The sequence below is a fragment of the Nostoc sp. genome (genome assembly GCF_036917615.1).
GTDB lineage: Bacteria > Cyanobacteriota > Cyanobacteriia > Cyanobacteriales > Nostocaceae > Nostoc.
In genome coordinates this window covers 1-12,564 of the sequence record NZ_JBALCZ010000014.1, presented here as the reverse complement: position 1 = coordinate 12,564, position 12,564 = coordinate 1, and the positions used below count along the sequence as shown (strand labels likewise).

Below are 12,564 nucleotides of genomic sequence, written 5' to 3'. Positions count from 1 at the left end.
AATTCCCTTTGACATTATTTCTACGCCGCGATCAGCACAATTAAAATAGACTAAGCTAATCAACAAAAAGAAAAGCATATTGAAATAGAATTTAGGAGTCATAAGTCAAGAGCCGTTTGGATTCTGGCTCCTGACTCTCATAACTACGGGACTGCAAAGTAAGTGCATATCAACTTATTGCTTACGTTGAAAGCTACTAGACACAAAAAATTTGTATCCAACATACACTAATACAGCCAAAAGTGCCAGACTGATTACAGATGCAACCAGTTTAAACACTGCTTGCAGCATCGCCAAGCCTACTAGCACCGTCACACCTGAAACTACCAGCTTTTTCGCCCCAGATAAGCTATTGAACCAAATCTGAAATCGCTCTAGTTGCAAATTCAAGTTGGCAAAAACAGACTGAGGCGTTTGTTTTTGTGATTGAGATTGTGGAACCACCCCAGGTGGGGAATTAATCTCTGCCTCTAGCTTATTGAGGCGACGCTGTAAGTCTTCTTCAGGTTGAGGATTCATCAATCTTTTTTACCTCAGTTAGCACACTTCTTCAACAATAGACCAACCAAATTCTATTTTTGGTGGTTGTCTTAGTGATTTTAGCTAATGTCTGTGCGTGCAAGAACTTTCTAGACAGACAAAATTTATTATGATGATTTTTAGAATACTAGCGTGTTACAGATTGAAGTGCGGAATGTATGGTGAAATATTTTGCTGTCAAAGCACCACTAAACATAGATAATTTGCACGATTGATGGTCTTTACAATCATCAAATCTTCACAAATAATCCTGAACTAAGTGGTATTGCTTTATACCGTTATTTTGGGAACCAAGACGGATTACTGTCGTCTATAAAATCAGACTACATAACAACATTGCTCTAGAAAAAATCTGGAGCATTAATTAAAATGAAAACGCTTAGGCTACTTGTAATTATTCCCACAGCTTTAGCGATGAGTTTGGTTTTCACTGAAGCTAATTTGGCACAGACACCAACAATCCAAGTTAATCGGAATCTCAAACCAGATCCACTGGTTTTGAAGGGAAAGTCTGGGGGAACTGTCAAAAGTAACTGTGGCAATATTACCACTGAACCCAATCAAGTTATCCAGGTTACAGAGTCACTACCTTATTTGCGATTAACAGTAGAGAGCCAAGGGAAGCCAACACTATTGATCGACGGGCCAGGGGGACGCTTTTGTGTAATGGCAGATAGCTACTCTGGAAGTAAGTCAGAACTTTCTGGTTTCTGGCAGGCGGGACAATACTCGCTATATGTGGGCGAACTATCCAAACGAGAGTATAGTTACACCCTCTCAATCTCCCAAATAAATAGTCATTAGTCATTTGTCCTTTGCTAATGACTAATGATTCTTAACTAATCTTCCAGTGATTGGACAGAAACTTCGACAGCAGTGACATCAATTGTGCCTTCTGGTGTGAAGCGCTGGAAATGACTATTTTGTACTAACAGCGACTCCCCACAGTTGGGACACTGCAACTGACTGTTATTTAAACCTGTAAATTCATATCGACAGACGGGACACTGATCAGCAACCAAGTTGCGTTGCAACCACCAACGAAAGCCAAAAAAAGCCACAATGGGTGCCAAAAACAGCAACCCGACAATAATTAGCAACGAATTAACCAACCAACCCAAGCCCAGTGATGCCAGCAACCAAATAACTGCCAGCAGGGTGAGCCAAGGGCGGAGATTTAAAAGATTCAATTGAAATGACTTAAAGCTCATTTTTATAAATGTCGTCCTGCTCTCCCTCTAGGATAGCGATTTTAGTCATTAGTCATTAGTCATTTGGACTTAAATGGACTTGATTACTGAGGATAGAAGCATTTTTTGCAAGTGCTGTTGAAAGGCATCCATGCCAAACAGAGCGATCGCCTGTTCTCGCAGCCACTCTCGATCACAACGCTGGTCATCCCCTTGAAGCATTTCTATACAAGCTGTTGCTACAGTATCAAAACTGCGGTGTGGTACTCGCCATCCCAATTTACCATCCTGCAAGGGGTCAGCTGACCCATCGTCGTCACCGGATAATACAGGTACTCCACAAGCCATTGCCTCCAGATAAACAATGCCAAAGCCTTCTTGCGAAGGCATAATATAGGCATCAGCAAGGCGATAATGTTCCATTAATTCTTCAGTGGCAACGAAACCAGCAAACACGACGCGATCGCTCACACCTAAATTTTGTGCAAGTTTAGCTAATCGCGGTTGGTCATCACCGCGACCAATTACCAAATATTTGACTTCTGGAAAAACTTGAGCGATTTGTGGTAATGCCCGAATCGTTACATCTACACCCTTGTAAATATCCCCTGACCATAACCGCGCTACTGTCATTAACACCTGAGCATTAGTTAAGCCATACTTCTGGACTAATTGTGGTTGCTTGGAACCAGGAGTAAATTTATCCCCATCAATTGCACAAGGCATCATCTGTACGATTTTCGGGTTTAGACCATTAGCAACACAAGCGCGATCGCGACTGTAGCGACTAATTGTCCAAATTCCAGCTGCTGATGTCAGGGCGCGACGTTCTTGATTTTTCAGCGGTTCCCAGACTTCTTTACCGTAAGTTAGCACGGTGTAAGGAATCCCCAAGGGCTGGCAAAGAGTTTGGATTAATACTGCTAAGTTAATATGACCGCAGAAAACTTGCTGCGGACGGCTTTGCAACAGACACTTGAGTAAAGCTGCTGCCATTTGCAATCTCCCCAAATAGGGAGACCGATTTTTAAAGTAATGAAATTTTAAGTTCTCGTCTTCAAACGGATTTAAGCTATCTGGACTATCTCGCAGTAAAAAGACTTCTGCCTTGTAGGCTTGGCTCAATCCTAGATAGGCGCGAAAAATATCTTTTATATATGATTGAATACCACCTTCGTGGGCAAAAATTTCTAAAAACACGAAGACATGGTTAGTTTTTTTGTTAACTTTATCACCTAACTTGAGGTTTTCTGTCACTGTAGTGATGTGCATGTTAGGTTATTTACACTTGCGGTAAGGGCGCGATGCCTGCGGCAAGGACTTCATCCAACGCACCGCTTTCTAACCGCTCTAAATCTGCTTTTACCATTTTTTCTAAAAGTTCCTCAAAGCTCACTTGGGGTTCCCAGCCGAGGTTTCTTTTAGCTTTACTGGGGTTAGCTACTAGTTGAAAATGTTCGTCTTTTCGCAATAATTTGGTATTTAGGACTACATGGTGCGTCCAATCCAATCCGACAGACTCAAAGGCTGTGGCAACTAAATCTCTAACACTGTGCAGTTTACCTGTGCCAATCACATATTCTTCTGGTTGATCAATTTGCAACATTAGCCACATTGCTTGCGCGTAATCTCCGGCAAATCCCCAATCGCGTTTAGCATCTAGGTTACCCATTTCTAAAGTGTCAGTTAAACCCAATTTAATCGATGCGGCTGCTAAAGAAACTTTGCGTGTAACAAACTGAGGTGGCCGTAGAGGAGACTCATGGTTATATAAAATTCCACTACAGGCAAATAGTCCATAACGCTGTCTGTAATGCACCATCGTCCAGTGGGCGTGCATCTTGGCCGCAGCATAGGGATTTTTCGGACGAAAAGGAGTTTCCTCATCTTGAGGCGAAACAAATACATCGCCAAACATTTCTGAGCTGCTGGCTTGATAAAACCTGGTAGACAAACCAACTTGTCGTACTGCTTCCAAAAGCCTGGTAGCCGTACCAGTTATCAGATCCAGGGTTCCCAATGGGTCGTTCCAGGAGTTGGGTACAAAACTGGGAGCCGCCAAATTGTAAATTTCTTGAGGACGCAGTTGTTCAACTGCGGTCAACAGCGCCGCATTATCCCTCAAGTCAACCGTAAAAATTTCTACCTGATTTGCCAGTGTTCCCAGTTTTGTCAAATTAGGTTGTCGATGCGGGGGTACTAATCCTACAACTCGGTAACCCAGGTGGAGGAGCAAATGGCTGAGATAGTAGCCATCTTGACCAGTTATTCCAGTTATTAGGGCTGTCTTAGTCATATTTTGTCCCCTATTCTCTCTATCTCTTTAAGCACTAAATAACATTTGTTGGAGAACAAAAAATAAGGCTCTTAACACTGCTGACAAATTTTAACAAGGCAGCTAGTATAACTCGAATGTGATCTTTACTGTATTCAATAATTCTTTTTATACAACAATATTATTTGATGTTTTACAAAAAAATCATAATAACTAAGCAATTTCACATAAAAAATATATTACTCCAATCTAAATAATATTGAAAAAGGAGTATACTTTTATCAATAATATAAGTAAATAAGTATATATTTGAGCATTTGAACAGAGACTGCTTTTGCTCATGTTTATGTTTTGAACCGAGTGGCTCAACTTTGGGCAAAATCTCCGTCCCTTGGGCGGCGACTATAGAAGAAGTTTTGTTTGTCGTACTCCTAAGTATAATCAAGCTACGCGCAGCGTTTGGTAGAGAAGACAAGCCCTCCACACTGCTGGTACTGCTTCCCTACGCTCCGCCTCAAAACCCCAAATTGGCATCAGAAGTATTCTTAGCTTGCTTTACCTTTGACTGTTTCACTTTTACTTTTGTACTTCTACAGAGTATTTGACGATGAGGAGGCAATTTCTACCATCTGCACCACGTTCGTATATAACACGGTCAGCCAACCGCCGCAGGAGAAACCATCCATACCCGCCTACTTGCAGCGTACCTGGCTCTGGCTCTGCGATCGCATCAGGATTGAAAGGTTTTCCATAATCCCAAATTCTAATCTCTAGTCGGTCAATCCACAGATAAACGTTAATCTCAATGGTTGTTTCCGGGGGTAAAGCATGATGAGCATGACGAACAGCGTTAGTAAAGCCTTCTGCTAATGCTAAATTGAGGCGATCAAGTTGGGTTTTTGACCAGCCAAGTTGAGACAAATGTTGCAGACAAAATTGCTCGAACCATTCTTGCACCTGGTTTAGGAGACTGAGTTCGCTCTTAACCGTCAGATGGTCTTGCTGCACTATGCTAAGCATTAACTGTGACTTAAATATAAGTAAACCCAAGTTGCTCGTTATTAAATTTTGCGAATAGCGCAAAATTTCTCTGACATAGAAAAATCTCAATTGAGATATTATGTCTACCAAAATACAAAACATGAACTATTTTGGCATTCCGAGGGTTGTAACTAGCAACTTACGTTAAGTAAGTGAAAATGTTTGTATTTGGTGACTTTTAGTGATTTCAGATTTTGGAATAGCTTTTCAATCCAAAACTTAAAATTCAAAATGCAAGCTGGACTATTAAAAAAGAATCCAGAACTTAGCAATCTTTATAGTGGAGGATTTAGCGGAAAATCGCAGCGGCGGCTGATGCCGTAAACGCTTCTTTGGCTTGTCGTCAGACATCTGTTAGCGCAGCCTCTTTGACGCAGGAGCGTCACTTTCCACTCTTAGAACCGCCACTAAATTGTTTTGCACCAAATTTTCAATTTAGCGTGGTGTTTTAGCGTGGTGTTGTCCCGTTTATTCAGGAGTCCTTCCTTACACATAGCTTGCTTCCCGGTAGGGGTACGGGTGAGGCTGAAAGACTTGAAGAGGCTGCGCTATCGCCCTTGGCCACTTGCTAAAACTTTGGTTACATGAGTAACACAATAGCTCCCCTTGGCTGATGACTCGTTGGCGCAGCCCAAGGTAGAGAAGAGACTGGGCTAATGGATTCTTTATTGTTAAAATTGACGCCTGTAGATTTAATTTCAAAAGCACATCTGCATATGCTCTTGAAACTCACAGGCGTCAAAGCACTTTCTGGTGACTAATTTAGAATAGTCCCAAGGTCAAAGACTTATCCAATGGCAAGGCAGCACCAATACCCAGCCACAGAGTGACAAGGGTACCAAAAAGGAATACTGTGGTTGCAACTGGACGACGGAAGGGGTTTTGGAACTTATTGACGTTCTCAATAAAGGGAACGAGAATTAGCCCTACTGGTACGGAACCCATTGCTAACACTCCTAAAAGTTTGTTAGGAAGCGATCGCAAAATCTGGAAGACTGGATATAAGTACCACTCCGGCAAAATTTCCAATGGTGTGGCAAAAGGATTTGCTGGTTCACCGGTCATAGCGGGATCTAGCACAGCTAGAGCCACGATCGCAGCGAACGAACCCATGATCACGATTGGAAAGACGTAAAGTAGGTCATTAGGCCAAGCGGGTTCACCATAGTAGTTGTGACCCATGCCTTGGGCAAGTTTGGCTCTTAATTTAGGGTCGCTCAGGTCAGGTTTTTTTTGTGTTGACATTTTTAAATGTGCTCTCCTGCTTAAGTTAAATTAAAGCATTTGTGAAAGCTATCAGCTACTAGGCAACCCTAACAGGCGGTAAACAGCGTTTCGTTTGTCTATCTACGGTCAGCCGCCTGAAGGGTTTCTACAGCTTTAGGCTTCAGATACAAGTGTTTGTTTTTAGAACTTATGTGCAATTAACTTCTTGTGTTTCATTAAGTTTAGAACAAACAACTTCATCTGAAAACTGACAAATGTTGCCTTTCACTAATAGCTGAGATTACAAAGGACCGGAAATGCCTTGCTTGCGGATCATCAAGAAGTGAAACAGCATGAAGACTGCAATCAACCAAGGCAGTACAAAGGTGTGTGCGCTGTAGTAACGAGTCAGTGTTGCTTGACCAACACTCGAACCACCACGCAGTAGGTCGGAAATCAGAACGCCAACCACAGGAATTGCTTCTGGTACGCCGCTAACGATTTTCACAGCCCAGTAGCCAACTTGGTCCCAAGGTAGGGAGTAGCCGGTGACTCCAAAGGAAACGGTAATCACAGCCAGGATGACACCACTTATCCAGGTCAATTCGCGGGGCTTTTTGAACCCACCAGTCAGGTAAATCCGGAAGACGTGCAAAATCATCATCAGCACCATCATACTGGCAGACCAGCGATGGATAGAGCGAATTAGCCACCCGAAGTTGACTTCATTCATGATGTACTGCACTGAGGAGAAAGCTTCAGCAACTGTTGGCCTGTAGTAGAACGTCATCGCAAATCCAGTGGCAAACTGGATGAGAAAACAAACCAAGGTAATTCCACCCAGGCAGTAAAAGATATTGACGTGGGGAGGGACGTACTTGCTAGTGACATCTTCAGCGAGCGCCTGAATTTCTAGGCGTTCCTCAAACCAGTCGTAAACGTTGGCCATACAATCTCAAGTCCCTAAGAATCGGTTGCGGTTGATAAATCCCGAAGTTCTAAATCGGCGCCTAGTTCTGATAGTCCTAAGCCTTGGCATCCTGTGGATTCGCCTTTAGGCTTTCCTGTTCCCCGTTCGCGATAGCGTCTTTGCAGGAGAAGTCGTTACCGAGGAGTAGGGTAGGAGCAGAATTGTCTACGGACTTCTCAGAAGCCGCCGCTCAGACTTCTCTCCCAATTAGCAATTTTGGGATTTTAGTAAAGGGGAGTTTTTTGGAAAGCTTGTCAGCTTTCAGCGTGCTAAGAGTCTTCAGAAACTTTACACTCTGTAAAGATGGAATATATTGCGATCTCTTTACGCCCCTGCACAGAAAATGGTGGACACAAAGTAGATTTTATCCTTTGGTGAGTGGATACAATGCATCAGTCGAGTGAACAACTTGATGAGAGGAATGCACCACTTCTATAAAAAAAGTAACATAATCGAGAGATAGATTTCATCAACAACAGGGCAACTGGGCATTTCTAGGCAATTTGGGTTGAGGTGGAATTGAGAATGGGGTTCATGAACAAACAAGTCTTTCGGGTTGGATTTTCATTGTTAATGGCGTTTTGGTTGGCGTTGGGTACGCTCACCCAGCCGGCGGTGGCTTTGACGGCGGAACAAAAGCTGGTTTCGGAAGTTTGGCGAATTGTTAATCGCACTTATCTAGATGAGACGTTTAATCATCAAAACTGGGCAGCAGTCCGGCAAAAGGCTCTGGAGAAGCCGCTCACCGACTCAAATGCCACTTATACGGCAATTGGGAAGATGCTCAAGAGCCTCGACGATCCTTTTACCCGCTTTTTAGATCCCGAACAGTACCGCAGCTTACAGGTCAATACTTCTGGGGAACTGACTGGGGTAGGATTGCAAATTGCCCTGAATCCTGAGACTGGAAAGTTGGAAGTAGTGGCTCCCATAGCAGGTTCACCAGCAGATAAAGCCGGGATTAAACCACGCGATCGCATTCTCAAAATTGAAGGCATTTCTACAAAAAATCTCACCCTTGATGAAGCTGCAACCAGAATGCGCGGCCCGAGTGGCAGCCTTGTCACTCTCCTGATCGAACGGGACAAAGAGGCAGAAACGGAAATTAGACTTACACGCGATCGCATTGCTCTTAACCCTGTGGTTTCAGAATTACGTGTTTCCACTCAGGACATGCCCATTGGCTACCTTCGCCTCACTCAATTCAATGCCAACGCTTCAATGGAATTGGCACGTGCTATTTCTAGTCTAGAAAAAAAAGGCGCTGCTGCCTACATTCTGGATTTACGAAATAATCCTGGGGGGCTATTGCAATCAGGAATTGAAATCGCCCGTTTGTGGTTAGACTCCGGCACAATCGTCTACACTGTGAACCGACAAGGCATTCAAGGTAGTTTTGAAGCTTCTGGCCCAGCCCTGACGAACGATCCTCTGGTGATTTTGGTGAATCAAGGAACTGCCAGTGCTAGTGAGATTCTCGCCGGCGCACTCCAAGATAACGGTCGTGCCCAGTTGATAGGCGAAACCACCTTTGGAAAGGGCTTAATTCAATCTTTATTTGAATTATCAGATGGTTCGGGCTTGGCAGTCACAATTGCTAAGTATGAAACTCCTCAACACCGGGATATTAACAAACTAGGTATTAAGCCGGATCAAGTGATTTCCCAAGATCCAATTAACCGCGAAGAGATTGGCACCGAAGCGGATCTGCAATATCAAGCAGCAGTGGAACTTTTGGTTAAAAACTCGGTGATAGCGGGAAAGGCGTAAAAAGTTAGGAGCGGAGCCGGAGACGCTCCGCCTCCGGTTAGGAGTTTGGAGAGACGCGATTAATCGCGTCTGTACAGGAGTTTGGAGTTCGCCTTGTTCCCAGTCTATGACTGGGAATGACCGAATAAATTGTGATCCGATAGCTGCTGAACTTGCTTTTTGTCAGTAACTATGAGATATTTTGTCTGTGATTGAAAATACTGTATTCCTGTGGAATTAATGGAAATTACTGCTAAGTAGCAGAGTGTATAAACTTTTTGACATGAATTTAAGTTTTTTCAGAAAGCATCCACTGTTGTTTGCCATAATAATTTTCTTTGGGCTTTTTTTTAGTAGTACAGTAGTTGCTGCCAACTTAAAATTATATTTCGCTGCTCAGACCTCTGGGTCAGTACAATCAGCAAATCTTCAAGCTATTACGATCGCAGATCAACAACTACCTGTAGATAAATTACTAAAATTGATCCAGCAGCGATTGCTAATTGCACATAATGTAGCGCGGTGGAAATGGAATCATAAACGTCCTATTGAGGATTTAAAGCGCGAACAAGAGTTACTATTAAAGGTTAGGCAACAAGCAACAACCCATAGTCTAGAACCCGAGAGAGTTGCAGGATTTTTTAAAGCACAAATAGAAGCAGGAAAACTCATCCAAACAGTTGATTTTCAAAACTGGCAAAAGCAAGGCATTAAATCTTTTCCTAACGTGCCAGACTTAAACCAGACATTGCGACCATCGTTAGATAAATTAAACACAGAACTTGTCTTTGCTTTAACAGAACTGACTCCTGTTCTAGGTTGTCCGCAGATATGGGAATTAATTCAGTCACGTTCCCAGGTGATTATTCAGGGAGATGGTATTGATCAGCAAGTGCAGAGCCTAGCAATTTTACCCCTGCGGCAATTTCAAAGCGCTTCTTGCAAAGTGGATAACTTCCATTGATTGGGCTAGCGACAAATTATTTTTATCAGACAACAACTGCGATTTTCTCGTTTATGCGGATAACGGTAGCTGAATTGCAAATTCAGTTCCTTCGCCAAGTTGAGAATTCACCGCGATCGCTCCGCCATGTTTTTCCACAATAATTTGACGGGCGATCGCTAATCCTAATCCTGTTCCTTTACCGACAGCTTTCGTCGTAAATAAATGGTCAAATATCTTTTGTTTTACCTCTTCATTCATCCCCTGACCATTGTCAGTAATGCTAATTTTTACACCTTCATTTTCTACTGATGTTTTAATTGTTATCAGGTTAGGATTAATCTGAATTTCCTCAAAACTTCGATTTGTATTTGATTCATCCAATGCATCAATAGCATTTGCTAAAATATTCATAAATACTTGATTTAACTGCCCAGGAAAACACTCAATTTGAGGTAAAGTGCTGTACTCAGTTATCACTTCAATTGCTGGACGTTGCTCGTTAGCCTTGAGACGATGTTTCAAAATTAAAATCGTGCTGTCGATGCCTTGGTGAATATTAAACGGCACTTTATAATCTTTGTCGGCACGGGAGAAAGTTCGTAAACTAGTGCTGATATTTTTCAGGCGATCGCACGCCATTGTCATGGAATCAATCATCTTGGGCAAGTCTGATAAGCTATAATCCAAGTCGATTTCTTCAGCATGGTCTTTGATTTCATCACTCGCATTGGGCAGGCTTGATTGATAGAGTTTTAAGTGTTCAAGAAGATCAGCAATAGTGGGTTTAGCAAGTTTTAGACTGGCAGCAATAAAACCAAGGGGATTATTCATTTCATGAGCTACCCCGGCAACTAAGTTACCCAGTGCTGACATTTTTTCACTTTGGACAATTTGTAATTGGGCGTTTTGCAGATCAGTTAGTGCTTGTTGCAATAAGAGTGATTTTTGTTGCAAGGCAAGTTCAGCAAGTTTGCGCTCGCTAATATCTCGCATTACAACTACCGCACCGGCTTTGTTACCCCAAGGATCAAATATTGCTTGTCCGCTGGCTAACATAATTCTTTTAGAACCATGCTTCGGCGCAATTATCATTTCAGCATTTTCGACTATTTCCCCTTGCAAGGCACGAAACAGAGGGATTTCTGTGATTGATAGAGGTGTTTGACCATCAGGTTGATAAAGATCGAAGTGTTCTGCCCATTGTTCTGGTGGTAATGATTCTACTGGTAACCCATGAAATTCACGAGTTGCGTTATTGAATAGGGTCAATTTGCCACTAGCATCACAAACAACGATCCCATCGGTAATATTGTGAATGATCGCATTCAAGAACTCTCGTTCTTTGGCTAGAGATGCTTCGGTCTGTTTTAATTGTGCCAGTGATGCTTGTAAGACTTGTGATTTTTCCTGTTCTCTGGCATACAGTCGGGCGTTTTCTAAAGAGATTGCGGCTTGAGTACAAAGTAAGTTGAGCAATTCGACGCGATCGCTGGTAAAAGCTCCGGTTGTCAGGTTATTTTCCAGATACAATATGCCAAGCAACTTACCCTGATGCAAAATCGGGCTGCACAAGATACTCTTGGGCTGCTGTTGCTGAATATACGGGTCATTAATTAATTGCGGATGCACTTTAGCATCAGTAATTACCGCAAATTGTAAACTGCGCTTGACGGTATTAATTAAGCCAACTGGCACATCAACAGAGTCTTCAACAGACTGTGGGTTAAGCAACATGGGATAAAAATCGACGTGGGCAATTCCCTTGTTTTGTGCAGATGTGACACCAAGGGAAAGCTGTGCTAGCGCCTGAATTAGTAACCGATCTGACTCCAAAAGTATGAACACACACTTATCGGCTCCCGCATTTTCAATGACGATATGCAGCAATACTGAGAGCAGTTTTTCGAGTTCGATTTCTCCAGAAAGGGTTTGAGAAGCTTTGAGAATGGTAGCTAAATCTAAAGCAACAGAGACGCTGCTACTGCTTGTTGTGGCAGAACTGGTGGAGGTGACACTCTCCAATGTGAAGATAGTTTCGTTAGTTGAGAAGGGAGAACGGGTTTGCTCTAAGATGGGGGCGAGGAGTTGGGGATAGCGTCGTTCCAAGTCGGCGACTTTGGCTTTAGCGCCCCAACGAGCATAGCCGTAGTATGCTTGGGTCATGTATTCCTGAGCAATCCGCTCTTTGCCCCAGTTGAGGTAAAATTTAGCCGCTAGTTCATTGGCTAAAGCTTCTTCGTTGATGAACTGATGTTCTTGAGCAAGAGTTATGGCTCGGTCATAACACTCAATGGCTGCGATTTTTTCACCCAAAACTCGATAACGTTCAGCCTCAATTAAATACCATTTATGCAAGTGATTCATCGGGGCATTTTTTGCCCATTCATGCAGAATAGTTTGATGGACTCCGGCGTGGACAAGTATTTGAGCTTGCTCTGGTTCTGGCTGTGTGGGGAAGAGTGCCAGGTGCGTGAGTGCGGCATAAAAATGGAAAATGGGAACAAAAATTAGTCCCGATACTGCCATTAAATACGGCTTGATTTGGCCAATATGTGCGATTCGTTGATTAGTAAATCACGGTAACCAGTCCGTAAATAGCTAATCCAGCCCGACAGCAGATTACTGTCACTAAAGGCTGAACTCTCGG

Annotated in this window: 10 protein-coding genes and 1 pseudogene; 3 read left to right on the top strand and 8 right to left on the bottom strand. The window is 42.9% G+C overall.

Annotation, left to right across the window (positions count from 1 at the left end; all coding sequences use genetic code 11):
• Nucleotides 1-174: 174 nt before the first annotated feature.
• Nucleotides 175-519: a hypothetical protein gene (locus V7K85_RS03515; RefSeq protein WP_334811270.1), complete on the bottom strand. Its 345-nt coding sequence runs from the start codon at nt 517-519 to the stop codon at nt 175-177.
• A 390-nt stretch (nt 520-909) separates the two neighbouring features.
• Between V7K85_RS03515 and V7K85_RS03510 the strand changes: the two genes are divergently transcribed.
• Nucleotides 910-1,344 (top strand): hypothetical protein, encoded by a 435-nt coding sequence (locus tag V7K85_RS03510; RefSeq protein ID WP_334811269.1) that lies wholly within the window; start codon nt 910-912, stop codon nt 1,342-1,344.
• A gap of 35 nt (nt 1,345-1,379) precedes the next feature.
• Here the strand turns inward: V7K85_RS03510 and V7K85_RS03505 are convergent, their stop codons facing one another.
• The 6 genes from V7K85_RS03505 to petB all read right to left on the bottom strand — a co-directional run bounded on the left by V7K85_RS03505 (nt 1,380) and on the right by petB (nt 7,201).
• Entirely contained in the window at nt 1,380-1,751 is a 372-nt protein-coding gene (locus tag V7K85_RS03505) for a hypothetical protein (RefSeq protein ID WP_334811268.1), read from the bottom strand.
• Nucleotides 1,752-1,820: 69 nt separating this feature from the next.
• A complete protein-coding gene (locus V7K85_RS03500; protein WP_334811267.1) occupies nt 1,821-3,002 on the bottom strand; it encodes a glycosyltransferase in 1,182 nt (393 codons plus the stop codon).
• Between the two features lie 10 nt (nt 3,003-3,012).
• The gene (locus V7K85_RS03495) at nt 3,013-4,026 is read right to left on the bottom strand and encodes a GDP-mannose 4,6-dehydratase (protein WP_334811266.1); all 1,014 of its coding nucleotides are present in this window, start codon (nt 4,024-4,026) and stop codon (nt 3,013-3,015) included.
• 555 nt (nt 4,027-4,581) lie between these two features.
• Nucleotides 4,582-5,025 carry an ATP-binding protein gene (locus V7K85_RS03490; protein WP_334811265.1) on the bottom strand — a complete coding sequence of 148 codons (444 nt, stop codon included), beginning with the start codon at nt 5,023-5,025 and terminating at the stop codon, nt 4,582-4,584.
• A 783-nt stretch (nt 5,026-5,808) separates the two neighbouring features.
• On the bottom strand, nt 5,809-6,291 hold the full coding sequence (petD, locus tag V7K85_RS03485) for a cytochrome b6-f complex subunit IV (RefSeq protein ID WP_334811264.1): 483 nt from the start codon (nt 6,289-6,291) through the stop codon (nt 5,809-5,811).
• Nucleotides 6,292-6,553: 262 nt separating this feature from the next.
• On the bottom strand, nt 6,554-7,201 hold the full coding sequence (petB, locus tag V7K85_RS03480) for a cytochrome b6 (RefSeq protein WP_334811263.1): 648 nt from the start codon (nt 7,199-7,201) through the stop codon (nt 6,554-6,556).
• A gap of 546 nt (nt 7,202-7,747) precedes the next feature.
• Here petB and ctpA point away from each other — a divergent pair.
• Nucleotides 7,748-8,992 carry a carboxyl-terminal processing protease CtpA gene (gene ctpA / locus V7K85_RS03475; protein ID WP_334811262.1) on the top strand — a complete coding sequence of 415 codons (1,245 nt, stop codon included), beginning with the start codon at nt 7,748-7,750 and terminating at the stop codon, nt 8,990-8,992.
• A 295-nt stretch (nt 8,993-9,287) separates the two neighbouring features.
• Entirely contained in the window at nt 9,288-9,935 is a 648-nt protein-coding gene (gene aroQ, locus V7K85_RS03470) for a gamma subclass chorismate mutase AroQ (protein ID WP_334811261.1), read from the top strand.
• 51 nt (nt 9,936-9,986) lie between these two features.
• On the opposite strand, the pseudogene V7K85_RS03465 reads toward aroQ, so the two are convergent.
• Nucleotides 9,987-12,320, bottom strand: a pseudogene (locus V7K85_RS03465) (GAF domain-containing sensor histidine kinase); the annotation flags it as partial.
• Nucleotides 12,321-12,564 lie beyond the last annotated feature (244 nt).